Here is a 15,969-nt window from a genome sequence, read left to right on the forward strand (position 1 = left end):
TCACAGCGCGGTGAGGTGCCCCGGTTCGGTCTGCCGGGGCACCAACGCCGGTTCGACCGACGCCGATTCCGCCTGCAGCGCCAGTACCGCGGCCACGGGATGGTCGTCCTCGTGGTCCAGGGCGTGATCGGGCGCGGGGGCGGGCGTCATCCGGGTCAGGAGTACGACCCCCCAGGCCGCGAGCCCCGCTCCCGCCAGCGCGATCAGCACGCCCAGCGCGCCGCCCTGCAACCGCTCGCCCAGCAGACAGAGCCCGATCAGCGCGGCGGCCACCGGATTCGCCAGGGTCACCATCGCGAGCGGGGCGTCCAGGCCGCCCCGGTAGGCGGTCTGCGACAGCAGCAGTCCGCCGACCGCGAAGAACGCGACGAGCAGCGCGATCCCGACCACCTGCCAGCTGAGCAGCGGGCCCGAGCGGTCCGTCGCGGCGACCGTCACGGTCTGGGTGAGCGCGGACCCGACGCCCGAGGCGAACCCGGACGCGGCGGCGTGCCGCAGCCCCGGCCGACCACCAGGCCGGGCCAGCCCGCCGATCAGCACCGCCGTCACGCCCGCGACAGACAGCGCCTCGGGAACACTGAGCACCTGGTCGGGCTCGGGCCCGGACGCCGCCACCAGCAGCGCGGCCAGGCCGACGAGGGTGAACGCCGTACCGCGCCACTCGACCGCGCTGACCTTCCGCCCGGCCACCCGCGCGCCCATCGGCACCGCGGCGACCAGCGTGAGCGCACCGAGCGGCTGCACCACGGTCAGCGGGCCGTACCTGAGGGCCACGACATGCAGCACCGCGCCCGACGCGTTGAGCCCGACCGAGGACCACCAGGCGCCCCGGCCCAGGAGTTGCCGCAGGCCCGTGCCGGAGTTCCGGGAGGCCAGCCGCTCCTGGGCGACGGCCGCGGCGGCGTAGGCGACGGCCGAGAACAGGGACAGGACGACGGCGACGAGGGTGGCGCTCATGGGCCCGCTCCCACGAGGGCCGGCTCTTCGGCCGGTACGAGGGTCCGCCGGCCGCGTCCCGCCGTGGTCGCGGTGCGGTGCGGCAGGTGGATCACCGCGAGCGCGAGGCCGAGCATGGCCCCCGCCACGATCGCGTCGAGCCAGTAGTGGTTCGCCGTCCCCACGATCACCAGCAGCGTCAGCAGCGGATGCAGCAGCCACAGCCAGCGCCAGCGCGATCGGGTCGCCACGATCAGGCCGATCGCCACCATCAGGGCCCAGCCGAAGTGCAGCGAGGGCATCGCCGCGAACTGGTTGGAGAGGGTGTCGGTCTGCGGCGGGCCGTACACCGACGGCCCGTACACCCGGGCGGTGTCCACCAGGCCCGTGGCGGCGAGCATCCGCGGCGGCGCCAGCGGGAACGTGAGATGCACCACCAGGGCGGCGGCGGTGACCGCGGCCAGCACCCTGCGGGCCCAGACGTAGTGCGCCGGGCGCCGCAGGTAGAGCCAGATCAGGAAGGCCGCGGTGGCCGGGAAGTGGACGGTCGCGTAGTAGGTGTTCGCGATGTGTATGAGGGTGTCGCCGTGCAGGAGCACGGACTGCACGTCGCCCTCGCCGGGCAGATGGACGGCTCGTTCCAGGTCCCACACGTGGTGCGCGTTGCGGAAGGCCTCGCCGGTGTGGCCCGTGGCCAGCTGCCGGCCGAACTTGTAGACGAGGAAAAGCCCCACGACAAGCAGGAGCTCACGGACGAGCGGAGGCCGCCCTTCGGCGTCGGCCTCCGTTTCCCCAGGCTCGGTGTCGCCCTTCATGCCCGGCCCCTTTGCTGCCGTTCGTGCGTGTGCTGGTGAGCCTCTGACCCGTTTCGTGGCCGGGACTCATCGGTACGCTTCATCGATACGAATTCGTTCCGATACGTGAGTGTACCGATACGCCACTGTACCGAAACGGTCGAGTACCGGTACAGTGGCGTATCGATTGACGTAGGACACACTGGAGACAAGGCCCCCGGGCCTTCGGACATTCCAACCCGAGTGAGGAGAAGTGACGATGACGTCGCAGGCCGCGGACGGACCGGAAACGGTCGCCGCCTCGCGCCGCTCCAAGATCACGCCCGAGCGTGAGCAGGAGTTCTTCGACGCCGTGCTCGACCAGATCCGCGACTGCGGCTACGACTCCGTCACCATGGAGGGCGTCGCCAGCAGCACGCGGTGCAGCAAGTCCACGCTCTACCGGCAGTGGAAGACCAAACCCCAGTTCGTGGCCGCCGCGCTGCGCGCCACCGGCCAGGCCCGCTTCGCCGGCGTCGACACCGGCTCGCTCGCGGGGGACCTGCGCGCGGCCGCGCGGCTCGCGGGCGCGTGGTCGGGCAAGGACACCAACCTGCTCCAGGCGCTGGGCCCCGCCGTCATGCAGGACGCGGAACTCCGGCAGGCGCTGCATGAGGCGCTCGTCAAGCCGGAGATCGAGGCGCTGCGGCAGATTCTGCGGCGCGGGGTGGAGCGCGGCGAGATCGCCGCCGACAACCCGGCGCTGGAATACGTGCCCGCGCAGATGTTCGGCGTCATGCGCGTGCGGCCCATCCTGGAGGGCGAGCACGCCGACCCGGACTACCTCGTCCGTTTCCTGGAGGCCGCCGTGCTCCCGGCGCTGGGCCTCACCTGAGACTCAGGCCGCCGTCCACGGGATGACTGGACGGTGACCTGTTCGCGCCGCACCGTGGGGACGGGGGCGGCGCGCACCCCCCGGCCGGGTGGGGTTCCTCTTGAGCGGAGAGGCGCCCCACCCGGCCGACCTATGGGTGCGTGCCGGGGCCGATCAGACGTCCTGGCCGCTGCCGCCGCCCGACGACACCTTGATGCCCGCGGTGATCTCGTCGATCACCGACTGCTTCTCCCCGACGTCCACACCGAAGCGGACGACGACGATCTGCGAGGAACTGGCCGGCGACGGGAAGGCGAGCGACTCGACATAGCCGTCGGCGCCCTTGCTCGTGACCGCCTGCCAGCGGACCAGATAGCCCTTCTGTCCGGCCACCGTCACCGCTTTGGAGGCCAGCACCTTGTGCGAGGTGATCTTGCCGTAGGTGGTGCCGCCGTAGGACTCCTCGGCGTTCTGCGCGATGTCTGCCTTCGCGACCGCCTCGGCCGTGCTGCCCGCCGTGCCCAGCACCAGCGCGGGCGCCGAGTACGCGCCGCCCTTGGTGCACGTCTGGGAGGTCTCGCCGGGGCAGTTGTAGGAGTCGTTGGACGTCACCGAGGCGCCGACGCTGAGTTCCTGGCCGTACCAGTCGTCCGGGATCGGGATGCTGATCCCGCTGACCGCGTCGGTCACCGAGCCGCTCTCGATCTTCGGAGCCTCGGACCCCTGAGGCGCGGGACTCTCGGTGCCGCCCTGGCCACCCGTACCGCCGCCGGGACCGCCCTGACCGCCCGTCGAACCGTCCTGGCCGCCGGGACCGCCCTGGCCGCCCTGACCACCCGGGACCTGCTGGGAGTTGCCCGCGTCGTCGCTGCCGGAGCCGCCGTTGTCGGTGAGCGCGAACACGCCCACGCCTATGCTCGCGAGGACCGCGACGGCCGCCGCCACGGCTATGCCCGTGCGCAGACCGCGCCGCGAACCGCCCGGCGGTGCGGCGGGATACGCCGGGTAGGCCCCGGCCGGCTGCCCCGGGGGACCCCATTCGGCGGCCGACCCGGCGAGGCGGGTCTGGTCCGTCCACGTACTGCCGTCCCACCAGCGTTCGGTGGCGGGACCGTCACTTGTCTGCCCTGGGTCGGGGTACCACCCGGGAGGAGTCACCTGCGTCATGCCCCCACCGTATGAGGTGTCGGTGAAAGCGGGATGAGAGGATCCGGACCGACTTCCACGGAGGCCTCGGGCCGCCCCAAATGATCCATCGATAGCGGACAATCCTCCCTTTCGCGGCGGCTGTTGACTGTCGGTTACCTTCACAGAGCCTGGTCACGGGCCTTCCGCGTCGTCCTGCCGTGTCCGAAGTCACCCGTGACGGCAATAGCTGCCCGGACCGGCCTCCAACGCGGTAGTCGCACGGCTACGCTCGATATCTGTACGTCGTTCGGGCGACTTGGGGAGGTAGCGGGATGACGGAGGAAGAGCCCCAGGAGGCCTCCTCGGCACCCCTCTGGGAGCGCGAGGCGGAACTCGCCGGCGTCGTACGAGCGGTCGAGAACCTACGCGCCGACCGCTCCTCCTCGGGCAGCCTGCTGGTGTTCCGGGGCGAAGCGGGACTCGGCAAGACCGCGCTGCTGTCCGAAACCCGCCGCATCGCCGAGCGGTCCGGCTGCACCGTGTGGTCGGCCCGCGGCGGCGAGACCCTCAAGTCCGTCCCCTTCAACGTGATCCGGCAGTTACTTCAGCCCGCGCTCGTCTCCCTGATGCCCGAGGAAGCCCGCGAATACCTCGGCGACTGGTACGACATCGCCGGCCCCGCCCTCGGCATCGCGGACCCCGTTGAGCGCCAGGCCGACCCGCAGGGCGTCTACGACGGCCTCGTCGCCGCGGTGTGTCGGCTCGCCAAGCGGGACTGGCCGCTCGTGCTCGTCATCGACGACGCCCACTGGGCCGACCAGGAGACCCTGCGCTGGCTCGCCGCCTTCGCCGAGCGCCTCGACGACCTGTCCGTCCTGATCGTGCTCGCCCGCCGCCCCGGCGACATCACCGGCGAGAGCGCCCGCCTCCTCGACGAGGTCGCCACCGCGGGCATCCCCGTGAACAACCTGAGCGCCCTGACCCCGGAGGCCACCGCCGGCCTCACCCGCGCCACGCTCGGCCCGCACGCGGACGCCCCGTTCTGCCGCGAGGTGTGGGCGGTCACCGGCGGCAACCCCTACGAGACCGTCGAACTCCTCGCCAAGGTCCAGGACAGCGAGATGGATCCGAACGAGTCCTCGGCCGGCGAACTGCGCGCCCTGAACCGCTCGGCCCGCGGCGGCGGCCTCGTCGCCCGTCTGGAAGGCCTCGGCGTCGAGGCCACCCGGTTCGCCTGGGCGGCCGCGATCCTCGGCACCGGCATCACCGTCCGCCTCGTCGCCAGGCTGGCCTCCATGGGGTACGACGACGCGGCACGCTGCGCCGAACTCCTGCGCAACGCCCGTATCCTCACCGAACCCGACCGGGCGGCCGGCCCCGCCGCCCCCGGTGATCTGGAGTTCGTCCACCCGCTGATCGCGAGTGCCGTCTACAACTCCATCCCCGAGGCCCTGTGCACCGCCATGCACGGCATCGCCGCACAGGTCGTCACGGACTCCGGACTCGGCGCCGCCGCGGCCTCCCGCCACCTCCTCCAGGTCCACCCGGACGACGACGAGGAACTCGTCGAGCAGCTCCGCGAAGCCGCCCGTGACCATCTCGCCGTCGGCGCCCCCGACGCGGCCCGCCGCTGCCTGGAGCGCGCCCTGGTGGAGCCGCCCCGGCCCGAGGTCCACGCGCGCGTGCTCTTCGAACTGGGCTGCGCCACGCTCCTGACCGCGCCCGCCACCACCATCGGCCACCTCCAGACCGCGCTGAGCATGCCCGGCCTGGAGGGCCCGGCCCGGGTGGACGCCGTGTACCGCCTCTCGCAGGCACTGCTCCACAACGACCAGCTGGAGGAGGCAGTCCGCACGGTCGAGGCGGAGGCCGCCCGGCACGAAGCGGGACCGGCGCAATTGCGCCTCCGGGCCGTCCAGTACATGTGGGAGGGCATCTACGTCGGCGGGGAGGTCTCACCGGGGCGCTCCGAGCGGCTCGCCGAACTCGCCGGAACCTGCACCGGCCGCGACAACTCCGAGCGCGCCCTGCTCATCCTGCGCGCCTTCGACATCATGACGCACGGTGGCAACGCCGAGGAGGTCGTCGAGCTGTGCGACCGTGCCCTCGTCAACGGCCGCCTGACGCCCGGACTCGGCTGGACCGACACCGAGTGGGGCTTCGAACCGCTGATGATGCTCGGCGGTTCCTATGCGTACGCCGACCGTCTCGACCGCGCCGAGAGCCTGTTCGCCGAGGCCCAGCGTGCCTACACCTCCGCCGGCTGGAGCGGCAACCACCTCGCCCTCGCGAGCAACTTCCTCGGCTTCGCCTATCGCAGGCAGGGCCGCCTGAGGGACGCGGAGACCACTCTGCGCGAAGCCCTGGGCCTGGCCGAGCGGGTCGGCCGTGGCCTGCCCGTGTACTGGTCGGCGACGTGTGGCCTCGTCGACACACTGCTGGCCCGCGGCCACGTCGACGAGGCCTGGGCAGTCGCCGAACAGTACGGCTTCGCACCGCCCTACCCGTCCGCCATCATGCTGCCCGACATCCGCTCGGTGCGCGGCCGTCTGCTGCTCGCCGTCGGCCGCACCAAGGACGGCGTCAACGAACTGGAGGCCGCGGAGAAGGCCTCGGCCGTCGCCGGCGGCCACAACCCGCTGCTGGCCTCCTGGACCGTGGACCTGGCACGGGCCCTCGCCACGGAGGACCCCGCCCGGGCCGCCCAGCTCGCCTCCGACGCCCGGCGCCAGGCCGAGCGCTTCGGCACGGACACGGCCATCGGCGAGGCCTTGCGGTGCGCTGCCGCGTTGGAGACCGGTCAGCGGGCGGTGCGGTTGGCCGCGCAGGCTGTGGCGTATCTGGAGGCCTCGCCCTGCCAGTACGAACATGCGGCGGCGCGTGTGGAGTACGGGGTTGCCGCGCGGTCGGTGGCCGAGCTCAACCGGGGGTTGGCGCTTGCTCGTTCGTGTGGTGCGGATGGGTTGGTGGCGCAGGTTCGGGAGGTGCTGGAGACGGGGCGGGGGTTGCGCTGAAGGACTCGGTCGGGAAGGTGGTATGGCGGCTGCGGGTCGTGGGTGGCTGGTCGCGCAGTTCCCCGCGCCCCTTGGTTGGTCAGAGCGCGAGGAGTTGGTCGGTTACCGCTGCCAGGCGCTTGCGTACCTCGCTGTCGTACGTTGCCTCGTGCGCCCGTGCTCGCCGCGTACCGTCGAAGTACCCGCCCGTGCCCACTTCTTGAGTGGCCAGGGCGATCACCCCCGGCGCGCCGTCCGCGACCGTGGACCAGGCGGCGACCCCTCCCTCGCGCACCATCGCCGTGTCCATGAACGTCGCCGGATGCAGCACGTTCACCGCGACCCCGGTGCCCGCCAACTCCTCGGCGAGAGTGAAGGTATGGGCTGCGAGCGCGAACTTGGCGCGACAGTACGCGGGGAAGCCGCCGTAGCCCCTGGTGAACTCCGGGTCGTCGAAGTCGACGGGCTCCTGGCCGGCCGACCCCACGTTGACGATTCGCGCCGGTGTGTTCGCCCGCAGCACCGGCAGTAGTACGCGGGTCAGCGCGACTGGCGCCAAGTAGTTGACCGCCAACCGCAGTTCGTGACCGTCGGCGCTCACCTCCCGGCCCGAGCCGGGGGAACCGGCGCCCACGCCGGCGTTGTTGACCAGCACGTCGAGTTCGGGGTGGGCCTCGGCGACCTGGGCGCCCAGCTCGCGGACCTGCGCGAGCGAGGCCAGGTCGGCGACGAAGCCCGCCGCTTCGCCCTCGGCCCGCAGCTCCTCGACGAGGTGGGCCGTGCGGTCGCGGTCGCGGCCGTGGGCGAGGACGACGTGGCCGGAGCGGACCAGTTCGAAGGCGACGTAGCGGCCGAGGCCGGACGTGGCGCCGGTGATCAGGATGGTGGACATGCCTCCACCCTAGGCACGGGGTGCCGAGGGGCGGAGGCATGAGAGAGGTGCTGCCGAAGCTACTACCAGCAGGGTCACCCTGCGGTGTCGCCCTCCGCCGCTTCCTCCGCCAGGACCCGCTGGGCCGTCGCGAACGCCGAGTTCGCCGCCGGGACACCGCAGTACACGGCCGTCTGGAGCAGCACCGCGCCGATCTCGTCGGGTGTGAGCCCGTTGCGGCGGGCCGCCCGGATGTGCATCGCGAGTTCGTCGTAGTGGCCGTGTGCGACCAGCGCCGTGAGTGTGATCATGCTGCGCTCGCGGCGGGTGAGCGTCGGGTCGGTCCAGATCTCGCCCCAGGCGTAGCGCGAGATGAAGTCCTGGAAGCGCGCGGTGAACGGCGTCTGCCGGGCCTGCGCCCGGTCGACGTGTGCGTCGCCGAGCACCTCGCGCCGCACCTTCATGCCCCGCTTGGCGCCACCGCCGAGGTGGGCCCGCAGCGCCGTGAGGACGGCCTCCGGGCACTGCGCGGGCGCCAGGTGCGAGGCCCCGGGGAGCTCCACGAGCGCGGCGCCCGGCACGGCGTCCGCGATCTCCCGCAGATGCGCGGGCGGCGTCGCCGGATCCTGGCGGCCGGCGACCAGCAGGGTGCGCGCGGCGATCTCGGGGAGCCGGTCCCGGATGTCGAAGGCGGCCAGCGCGTCACAGCAGGCGGCGTACGCGTCGGGGTCGGCGTCCCGATGGTCCTGGACGAGCTCCGGGACGGTGAACCCGGGCGTGAACCAACGGGCGTTCGCGCTCTCCGCGAGCCCGGCCAGCCCCTCCCTCCGCACCAGCGCGGCCCGCTCCTCCCACGGCTTCGAGCCGTTGAAGTGCGCCGACGAACAGATCACGGCCAGTGACGAAATCCGCTCCGGGTGGTGCACAGCCAGGTGCAGACCCACGGCACCGCCCAGCGACACCCCCGCGTACGCGAACCGCTCGATGCCGAGCGACTCGGCGAGCGCCAGCACCAGATCGGCCAGATCGCCCACCGTCGCCCCAGCCCCGATCAGGTCGGCGGCCGAACCGCCGTGCCCCGGCAGGTCCCAGCGGACCACACGGTGGGTGATGGACAGCTCGGGCGCGACCTTGTCCCACAGGGCGTACGACGTGCCCAGCGAAGGCCCGAGCAGCAGCGGGGGAGCGGAAGTGGGCCCCTCGGCACGGTGGTTGAGGAGTTTCTCGGTCAACGTCGCTCCAGGGCACGGTCGGTGAGGGGTCCGGCGGAGCCGGTGTAACGGGCGGGGTCGGTCAGTGCGTCGAGGTCGACGTCCTTCAACTCCGGCTCCTCGGCGAGGAGTTCGGCCAGCGGGCGGATTTCGGAGTAGGTGCGCTTCGCGAGCTCGGTGAGCAGGGACTTGGCGCGGGCGCGGCCCAGCAGCGGGGCCAGCTCGGCGGACAGCCGCTCGGAGACGATCAACCCGTGGGTGAGACCGAGGTGTTCGCGCATGACGTCCGGATGGACCCGGAGCCCCTCGGACAGCTCGGCGGCATCGCGCGCGGCACCGCCGACCAGCCGGAGCAGCTCCCGCAACGGCTCCCACTCGGCGTGCCAGGCCCCGGCCGGACGCTCATCCTCCGCGACCAAGGCCCCGTACAGCGTGGCCGCCAGCTGCGGCGCCCGCCGGGCCGCGGCCGCGATCAGGGTGGACCGTACGGGATTGGCCTTGTGCGGCATGGCCGACGAACCGCCGCCGCTGCCCTCCGCGACCTCGGCGATCTCGGTGCGGGCGAGCGTCAGCACATCCGTGGCGATCTTGCCCAGCGCGCCCGCTGCGAGGGCGAGGCAGCCGGCGAGGTCGGCGATCGGGGTGCGCAAGGTGTGCCAGGGCAACAGGGGAGCCCGGAGGCCGAGTTCACGGGCGTAGGCGGCCGGGACGGCGTCCGCCTCGGCGGCGCCGTACGCGGTGAAGGCCGCCAACGTCCCGGCGGCGCCGCCGAGTTGGGCGGGCAGAGAGTCCCGTACGGCCGTCACGCGGTCCCGTGCGTCGAGCACCAGCGAACGCCACCCGGCCGCCTTGAGACCGAACGTCGTCGGTACGGCGTGCTGGGTGAGCGTCCGGCCCGGCATCGCGGTGTCACGGTGGTCGGCGGCCAGCCGGGCCAGCGCCCGCTCCGTGCGGGCGAGGTCGGCGAGGACGAGGTCCAGGGTGCGCACGGCGACCAGCATCGTCGCCGTGTCCATGATGTCCTGGCTGGTCGCACCCCGGTGGACATACGGGCCGTACTCCTCGCCCACCGCCCGCGTCAGATCCGCGACCAGCGGGATCACCGGGTTCCCGCCCGCGCGGGCGCGTTCCGCGATCGACCGCACGTCGAAGTCCCCGCCGCCCGCCGCCTCGGTCACCGCCGAAGCCGCCTCGGCCGGAGCGAGCCCCAGCGCGGCCTGGGCGCGGGTGAGCGCGGCTTCGGCGTCGAGCAGGGCCCGTAGATAAGCGGTGTCACTGGTGGCCGCGGCGGCCGGGGAGCCGGCCCACCCGGGGGCGAGCAGACCGGCGTCGGACTCGTCAGCTGTCACTGGAACTCCAGGAAGACCGTTTCGCCTTCGCCCTGAAGGCGGATGTCGAAACGGTATGTGCCGTGGCCCCCGTCCGTGGCGATCAGCGTGTCGCGCCTGTCCCCGTCCAACTGCGCCAGCAGGGGGTCGGCGGCCAGCGCCGCCGCGTCGCCCGGCAGGTAGATCCGGGTGAACAGGTGCACCAGCAGACCGCGCGCGAAGACGCACACGCTGATGTACGGGGCGCTCTGCCCGCGCGCGCCGGGCCGCAGCGTCCGCGCGTACCAGTGGCCGTTGGCGTCCGTCTGGATACGGCCCCAGCCGGTGAACTCCACGCCGTTGCGGCCCAGATAGCCGCCGGTCGACGGGTCGCGGCGGATCGAGCCGTCGGTCGTCGACAGGTTGCCGTCCGAGTCCGGCCCCCACAGCTCCACGAAGGCGTCCGGCAGCGGCTTGCCCTCGCCGTCGTAGACGTAGCCCTGGAGGGTGATCGTGTCCGGGTGGCCGACGGGCGCGATGTCACCGCCGCCGGGGAACGGCAGCGCGTACCCGTAGAAGGGGCCGACCGTGTGCGACGGGGTGGGGAGCACGCTGTCCGGGTTGCTCGTGTCGATCTTCGTCATGTCGGGTCAGCGTCCTTCTTCGATCCAGGTGGCGTTCGGGCCGTCCAGCACGATGTCCCAGTGGTAGCCGAGCGAGAACTCCGGCACCGACAGGCTGTGGTCGTACGTCGCGACCAGCCGCTGCCGCGCCGCGTCGTCCGTCACCGACTGGAGGATCGGGTCGTAGGGGAAGAGCGGGTCGTTCGGGAAGTACATCTGCGTCACGAGCCGCTGTGTGAACGCCGAGCCGAACATCGAGAAGTGGATGTGCGCCGGCCGCCAGGCGTTGACGTGGTTGCGCCACGGGTAGGGGCCCGGCTGGATGGTGGTGAAGCGGTAGAAGCCGTAGTCGTCGGTGAGCGTGCGGCCGACGCCGGTGAAGTTCGGGTCCAGCGGGGCGTCGTGCTGCTCGCGCTGGTGCGCGTACCGGCCGGCCGAGTTCGCCTGCCAGATCTCCACGAGCTGCCCGCGCACCGGACGCCCGTCCCGGTCGAGAAGCCGCCCGGAGACCGTGATCCGCTCACCGATCGGCTCACCGTTGTGCTGCCGGGTGAGGTCGTTGTCGATCTCGGTGATGTCCCGCTCCCCGAACGCGGGCGAGGACAGCTCCACCAGCTCCGGGTCCTTGGTCACGTCGATGGTGATCGGCGGCTGCTGGGGATGCCGCAGCACGGAGGAACGGTACGGGGCGTAGTCGCGCCGAGGGTGATGCTCGACGGGCGCCCCATCGGCGACCCGCTTCTCGTACGAGGCATGCTCGACGGCGATTTCCTGATCGATGTCGTGTTGGGTGAGAGTCATGGGGTTTCGTAGCCTTCCGGGTGCGACAGCGCCGTAAGGGGCGCGGGGAACTGCGCGACCAGCCACGACGGCGCCGCAGACAACCGACGGCCCATCGCGAAGTGCTTAACGTTCGAGGACGAGGGCGAGCCCCTGCCCCACGCCGATGCAAAGGGTGGCGACACCAACTCCGCTGCCCTTGCGGGCAAGTTGGTGGGCGACGGTCCCGGCCAGCCGCGCACCGGACGCGCCCAGCGGATGCCCGAGAGCGATCGCACCACCCTGCGGATTGAGGATCGCCGGGTCGAACTCGGGCCATTCGGCGACACAACCGAGCACCTGGGCAGCGAACGCCTCGTTGAGTTCGAGGACGTCGAGGTCAGCGAAGGTCCGACCAGCCTTGTCCAGCGCCCGGTTGACCGCCTCGACAGGCCCGAGCCCGAAGTAGTGCGGCTCGATCGCGGAGACACCGGACGCGGAGATCCGGGCGAGGGGCTCGCGGCCGATGGCCTCAAGACCCTCCTCGTCGACCAGCAGCAGCGCGGCCGCACCGTCGTTCAACGTCGACGCGTTGCCCGCGGTGACCGTCCCGTTCTCCTTGCGGAACGACGGCTTGAGCTTCGCCATGGTCGCCAGCGAGGCGTCCGCGCGGACACCCTCGTCGGCGGCGAAGACGACCGGGTCGCCCTTCCGCTGCGGAATCGACACCGGGGCGATCTCCGCGTCGAACAGGCCCTCCGCCTGCGCCTCGGCGGCCTTCTGATGGGAAGCGAGCGCGAACTCGTCCTGCTGCTCACGCGTGATCTTGTGCTTGTCGGCGATGAGTTCGGCCGACTCGCCCAGCGGAATGGTCCACTGCGGGTCCATCCTCGGGTTGACCATCCGCCAGCCCAGCGTGGTCGAGTACAGCTCGGCGTGCCCGGCCGGGAAGGGCTTGTCCGACTTGGGCAGCACGTACGGCGCGCGGGTCATCGACTCGACACCGCCGGCCACGACGATCTGCGCGTCCCCAAGGGCGATGGCCCGGTAGCCCTGGATGACGGCTTCGAGACCGGAGGCGCACAGCCGGTTGACGGTGACGCCGGGCACGGAGGTGGGCAGCCCGGCCAGCAGCGCGGCCATGCGGGCGACGTCGCGGTTCTCCTCGCCGGCGCCGTTCGCGTTGCCGAAGTAGACGTCGCCGATGGTCGCCGGGTCCAAGTCGGGCGTACGGGCGAGGAGTTCACGGATGGCGTGCGCGGCCAGGTCGTCGGGCCGTACGGACGCGAGGGCGCCGTTGTACTTGGCGACCGGGGCGCGGACCGCGTCGACGATGTAGACGTTCCTCATTTCAGGTCCTCCGCGACGGTCAGCTTGGCATCGGTCTTGGCGGTGATCTCCTCGACGGTCACACCGGGCGCGGTCTCCACGAGGAGCAGCCCGTCGTCCGTCACGTCGAGGACGCCGAGGTCGGTGATGATCCGGTTCACGCACGCCTTGCCGGTCAGCGGCAGCGCGCACTCCTCAAGGATCTTCGCCGAGCCGTCCTTCGCGGTGTGCGTCATGACGACGATGACCGTGCGGGCGCCGTGGACCAGGTCCATCGCCCCACCGATCCCCGTGATCATCTTGCCGGGGATGGCCCAGTTCGCCAGGTCGCCGCCCGCGGAGACCTGCATCGCACCGAGCACGGCGACGTCGATGTGCCCGCCGCGGATCATCCCGAACGACAGCGACGAGTCGAAGAAGGAGGCCCCCGGCAGGACCGTGACCGTCTCCTTGCCCGCGTTGATCAGATCGGGGTCGACCTGCTCCTCGGTGGGGTAGGGGCCGGTGCCCAGGATGCCGTTCTCCGACTCCAGGACCACCTCGACGTCGTCCGGGAGGTAGTTGGGGATCAGCGTCGGCAGGCCGATGCCGAGATTGACGTACTGGCCGTCCTCAAGTTCGCGCGCGGCGCGGGCGGCCATCTCTTCTCGTGTCCAGGCCATCAGCTGCTCACCGTCCGCTGCTCGATCCGCTTGTCCGTCGCCTGCTCGGGCGTCAGCGCCACCACGCGCTGCACGAAGATGCCGGGCAGATGCACCGCGTCCGGATCGATCTCGCCGGGCTCGACCAGCTCCTCCACCTCGGCGATGGTCACCTTGCCCGCCATCGCGGCGAGGGGGTTGAAGTTGCGCGTGGACTTGTTGAAGACCAGGTTGCCGTGCCGGTCGCCCTTGGCGGCCCTCACCAGCGCGAAGTCGGTGCGGATCCCGTGCTCCAGCACGTACTCGGTGCCGTCGAACTCCCGCACCTCCTTCGGCGGGGACGCCAGCTCGACGCCGCCGGAGCCGTCGTAGCGCCACGGCAGTCCGCCCTCGGCGACCTGCGTGCCCACCCCGGCCGGCGTGTAGAAGGCGGGGATGCCGGCCCCGCCGGCCCGCAGCCGCTCCGCGAGAGTGCCCTGCGGGATCATCTCCACCTCCAGCTCACCGCCCAGATACTGCCGCGCGAACTCCTTGTTCCCCCCGATGTAGGAGCCAGTCACCCGCGTGATCCGGCCCGCCGACAACAGCACCGCAAGGCCCGACTCCATCGCCCCGCAGTTGTTGGACACCACACCCAGACCGGCCACGCCACGCTCGTACAGAGCCTGGATCAGCACGTTCGGCACACCGCTGAGCCCGAACCCGCCCACCGCGAGCGTCGCGCCGTCCGGCACATCAGCCACCGCCTCAAGGGCCGTGGCGACCACCTTGTCCATCCGTGCTGCCCCATCTCTTCCGAGGGTTCAGCGTCCCGAATTAATCAGGGCACTGAGTATTTCTGCGAGGTTTCACTCACGCTGCCACCCGAGTCCTGAGCAGTCAAGACCCCAGGTTCACGGAGTGGACAGTGCGATATTGTTCAGTACACCGATGAAATCCCGGACCAACGCTGAGGAGCGCACATGGCCGCGGTGGACCTCACCACCCACCCCGGGCACCTCGCCCGGCGGCTCCAGCAGGCGCACTACCTGCTGTGGAACACGATGGTCTCCGAGGAGATCACCTCGCCGCAGTTCGCGGTCCTCAACGCGCTCGTCGCCGAGCCGGGTCTCGACCAGCGGACGGTGGGGGAGCGGGTGGGCCTCGACCGTTCGACCATCGCCGAGGTCATCAGCCGGCTCGGCCGCCGGGGGCTGCTCGACAAGGTCCGTGACACCCAGGACGGCCGCCGTTTCCTGCTGCGCCTCACGGACGACGGGGTACGCACCCACCGCAAGCTGACGGTGCGCACGGCCCGGATGAACCAGATGTTCCTGGCCCCGCTCTCGGTGGAGGAACAGGGCGTCTTCTTCGACCTCATACGCCGGGTCGCGGACGCGGCCGAGGGGCTCCGCAACCCGGCGGAACCCCTCGTCACCCAACGCTGACCCCGCCTCGTCAAGAGGCCTTCGCGAACACGACCCACACCTGGCCCTTCGCGAAGTTCACCGGCTTGCCGCTCTTGGTGAACTCGGTCCCGTCCGTCGCCTCGTCACGCTTCCAGTCGACGCCGAAGACCTTCCCGTCGCGCAGCACCTTGGCCGTACCGGAGCCCACGGTCTCGGTGTACGGCGAGTTGTTGCCGAGGACGTCGTGGTAGGCGGACTTGCGGATCTTCACGTACTGCACGACGACCGTCGAGGCGACGACCCGCTTCCCGTCGGTGGTCACGGTCGGCGTCCCGTCCATCGAGACCAGCCAGCGGTCCCGGCTCGACGACCAGGTGAACGTGAAGCTGGCCGCCGGATAGCGCACGGTGATCGAGGACTGCGACGTCCCGCCGGTGGGCGCCGTGCCGTAGTGGAAGCCGGTGGTCAGCGCGTCCGAGCCCGGCGTGGAGGACATCAGCCGGTTGGGGCGCAGATAGAGATTGTGCGGCGCGGGCTTGGGGGTGCCCCGGTAGTAGGCGCCGGACACCTTGCCGGGCGGCTCCGCCACCAGGGGCGCCTTGGCGATCAGCGGCAGCAGCTTGTGCTGGGCCCCGGAGAAGGCGAGCGTGGGCCGGTCGAACTGGCGCAGCAGCTCAAGGTCGGACTCGCGCGCGCTGCGCACCGGCCCGATGACCTCCGGGAGCTTGGTCGCGAAGACCGCCATCAGACGGCTGAGCCCGCCCTCCACCTGCTCCGCGTACACGACATCCGCGGAGTCGATGCCCGTCTGCGGCCGGGCCGCGCGCACGTTGTCGATCTTCACGGCGAGCACCGAACCGCCGGCCAGCGGGCTCTGCCCGGGCTCGGTCTCCTCCGGCTGCCCCTGTGTCGGCACGTCGCTCTGGCCGCGCCCGTCGTCCGCCGGGCCGTTGGATGTCGTACACCCCGCGGCCAGGGAGGCCGTCAGGGCGGCGACCAGCAGCGCCGCCGTCGTAGCGGTGCGCCGTGCGTGCGCCTGTAGTCCCATGCCCACCGTTTGCCACCCAGTCCGTGTCTCCGATTGTGCGCTTATAAGTTCATTGGTGGCCATACCCGCTGGGTTGTGTTTGTGTGCG

15 protein-coding genes are annotated in these 15,969 nt (G+C 71.6%); 3 read left to right on the plus strand and 12 right to left on the minus strand.

Features of this window, described 5'->3' with window-relative positions; genetic code table 11:
* Together AC5DRG_RS44230 and AC5DRG_RS44235 are read right to left on the minus strand one after the other, a co-directional pair.
* Positions 1 to 957, minus strand: a complete 957-nt coding sequence (locus tag AC5DRG_RS44230; RefSeq protein WP_491805611.1) for a DMT family protein — start codon at positions 955 to 957, stop codon at positions 1 to 3.
* Complete coding sequence (locus tag AC5DRG_RS44235; protein ID WP_491805612.1) at positions 954 to 1,751, minus strand: phosphatase PAP2 family protein; 798 nt, start codon at positions 1,749 to 1,751, stop codon at positions 954 to 956. Before AC5DRG_RS44235 ends, AC5DRG_RS44230 begins: the two co-directional genes overlap by 4 nt.
* Before the next feature lie 238 nt (positions 1,752 to 1,989).
* On the opposite strand from AC5DRG_RS44235, the gene AC5DRG_RS44240 reads away from it, so the two are divergent.
* Positions 1,990 to 2,604, plus strand: a complete 615-nt coding sequence (locus AC5DRG_RS44240) for a TetR/AcrR family transcriptional regulator (protein ID WP_491805613.1) — start codon at positions 1,990 to 1,992, stop codon at positions 2,602 to 2,604.
* A gap of 153 nt (positions 2,605 to 2,757) precedes the next feature.
* Here the strand turns inward: AC5DRG_RS44240 and AC5DRG_RS44245 are convergent, their stop codons facing one another.
* Entirely contained in the window at positions 2,758 to 3,750 is a 993-nt protein-coding gene (locus tag AC5DRG_RS44245; protein ID WP_491805614.1) for a DUF2510 domain-containing protein, read from the minus strand.
* A gap of 293 nt (positions 3,751 to 4,043) precedes the next feature.
* Here AC5DRG_RS44245 and AC5DRG_RS44250 point away from each other — a divergent pair, with 293 nt between their 5' ends.
* Positions 4,044 to 6,725: an ATP-binding protein gene (locus AC5DRG_RS44250; protein ID WP_491805615.1), complete on the plus strand. Its 2,682-nt coding sequence runs from the start codon at positions 4,044 to 4,046 to the stop codon at positions 6,723 to 6,725.
* A 79-nt stretch (positions 6,726 to 6,804) separates the two neighbouring features.
* On the opposite strand, the gene AC5DRG_RS44255 is transcribed toward AC5DRG_RS44250, so the two are convergent.
* The 8 genes from AC5DRG_RS44255 to AC5DRG_RS44290 form a co-directional block, all read right to left on the minus strand.
* Positions 6,805 to 7,596 (minus strand): SDR family NAD(P)-dependent oxidoreductase, encoded by a 792-nt coding sequence (locus AC5DRG_RS44255; RefSeq protein WP_491805617.1) that lies wholly within the window; start codon positions 7,594 to 7,596, stop codon positions 6,805 to 6,807.
* Positions 7,597 to 7,670: 74 nt separating this feature from the next.
* Positions 7,671 to 8,807 (minus strand): bifunctional 3-oxoadipate enol-lactonase/4-carboxymuconolactone decarboxylase PcaDC, encoded by a 1,137-nt coding sequence (gene pcaDC / locus AC5DRG_RS44260; protein WP_491805619.1) that lies wholly within the window; start codon positions 8,805 to 8,807, stop codon positions 7,671 to 7,673.
* Positions 8,804 to 10,135: a 3-carboxy-cis,cis-muconate cycloisomerase gene (gene pcaB / locus AC5DRG_RS44265; protein WP_491805621.1), complete on the minus strand. Its 1,332-nt coding sequence runs from the start codon at positions 10,133 to 10,135 to the stop codon at positions 8,804 to 8,806. The genes pcaDC and pcaB overlap by 4 nt, the downstream gene beginning before the upstream one ends.
* Positions 10,132 to 10,737: a protocatechuate 3,4-dioxygenase subunit alpha gene (gene pcaG, locus AC5DRG_RS44270; RefSeq protein WP_491805623.1), complete on the minus strand. Its 606-nt coding sequence runs from the start codon at positions 10,735 to 10,737 to the stop codon at positions 10,132 to 10,134. Before pcaG ends, pcaB begins: the two co-directional genes overlap by 4 nt.
* Before the next feature lie 6 nt (positions 10,738 to 10,743).
* Entirely contained in the window at positions 10,744 to 11,517 is a 774-nt protein-coding gene (pcaH, locus tag AC5DRG_RS44275) for a protocatechuate 3,4-dioxygenase subunit beta (RefSeq protein WP_491805625.1), read from the minus strand.
* A gap of 105 nt (positions 11,518 to 11,622) precedes the next feature.
* Entirely contained in the window at positions 11,623 to 12,825 is a 1,203-nt protein-coding gene (locus tag AC5DRG_RS44280) for a thiolase family protein (RefSeq protein ID WP_491805627.1), read from the minus strand.
* Complete coding sequence (locus AC5DRG_RS44285; protein ID WP_491805628.1) at positions 12,822 to 13,466, minus strand: CoA transferase subunit B; 645 nt, start codon at positions 13,464 to 13,466, stop codon at positions 12,822 to 12,824. Before AC5DRG_RS44285 ends, AC5DRG_RS44280 begins: the two co-directional genes overlap by 4 nt.
* A complete protein-coding gene (locus AC5DRG_RS44290) occupies positions 13,466 to 14,221 on the minus strand; it encodes a CoA transferase subunit A (RefSeq protein ID WP_491805629.1) in 756 nt (251 codons plus the stop codon). The genes AC5DRG_RS44285 and AC5DRG_RS44290 overlap by 1 nt, the downstream gene beginning before the upstream one ends.
* Positions 14,222 to 14,407: 186 nt before the next feature.
* Between AC5DRG_RS44290 and AC5DRG_RS44295 the strand changes: the two genes are divergently transcribed.
* On the plus strand, positions 14,408 to 14,872 hold the full coding sequence (locus tag AC5DRG_RS44295; protein ID WP_491805630.1) for a MarR family winged helix-turn-helix transcriptional regulator: 465 nt from the start codon (positions 14,408 to 14,410) through the stop codon (positions 14,870 to 14,872).
* Between the two features lie 10 nt (positions 14,873 to 14,882).
* Here AC5DRG_RS44295 and AC5DRG_RS44300 read toward each other — a convergent pair whose 3' ends face one another.
* Complete coding sequence (locus AC5DRG_RS44300) at positions 14,883 to 15,881, minus strand: DUF3048 domain-containing protein (RefSeq protein WP_491805631.1); 999 nt, start codon at positions 15,879 to 15,881, stop codon at positions 14,883 to 14,885.
* Positions 15,882 to 15,969: the final 88 nt, after the last annotated feature.

The organism is Streptomyces sp. JLBG701 (genome assembly GCF_058544905.1).

Coding starts and splice junctions, on each gene's coding strand:
- AC5DRG_RS44230 (WP_491805611.1), bottom strand. CDS start 957: ATGAGCGCCACCCTCGTCGCCGTCGTCCTGTCCCTGTTCTCGGCCGTC.
- AC5DRG_RS44235 (WP_491805612.1), bottom strand. CDS start 1,751: ATGAAGGGCGACACCGAGCCTGGGGAAACGGAGGCCGACGCCGAAGGG.
- AC5DRG_RS44240 (WP_491805613.1), top strand. CDS start 1,990: ATGACGTCGCAGGCCGCGGACGGACCGGAAACGGTCGCCGCCTCGCGC.
- AC5DRG_RS44245 (WP_491805614.1), bottom strand. CDS start 3,750: ATGACGCAGGTGACTCCTCCCGGGTGGTACCCCGACCCAGGGCAGACA.
- AC5DRG_RS44250 (WP_491805615.1), top strand. CDS start 4,044: ATGACGGAGGAAGAGCCCCAGGAGGCCTCCTCGGCACCCCTCTGGGAG.
- AC5DRG_RS44255 (WP_491805617.1), bottom strand. CDS start 7,596: ATGTCCACCATCCTGATCACCGGCGCCACGTCCGGCCTCGGCCGCTAC.
- pcaG (WP_491805623.1), bottom strand. CDS start 10,737: ATGACGAAGATCGACACGAGCAACCCGGACAGCGTGCTCCCCACCCCG.
- pcaH (WP_491805625.1), bottom strand. CDS start 11,517: ATGACTCTCACCCAACACGACATCGATCAGGAAATCGCCGTCGAGCAT.
- AC5DRG_RS44280 (WP_491805627.1), bottom strand. CDS start 12,825: ATGAGGAACGTCTACATCGTCGACGCGGTCCGCGCCCCGGTCGCCAAG.
- AC5DRG_RS44285 (WP_491805628.1), bottom strand. CDS start 13,466: ATGGCCTGGACACGAGAAGAGATGGCCGCCCGCGCCGCGCGCGAACTT.
- AC5DRG_RS44290 (WP_491805629.1), bottom strand. CDS start 14,221: ATGGACAAGGTGGTCGCCACGGCCCTTGAGGCGGTGGCTGATGTGCCG.
- AC5DRG_RS44295 (WP_491805630.1), top strand. CDS start 14,408: ATGGCCGCGGTGGACCTCACCACCCACCCCGGGCACCTCGCCCGGCGG.
- AC5DRG_RS44300 (WP_491805631.1), bottom strand. CDS start 15,881: ATGGGACTACAGGCGCACGCACGGCGCACCGCTACGACGGCGGCGCTG.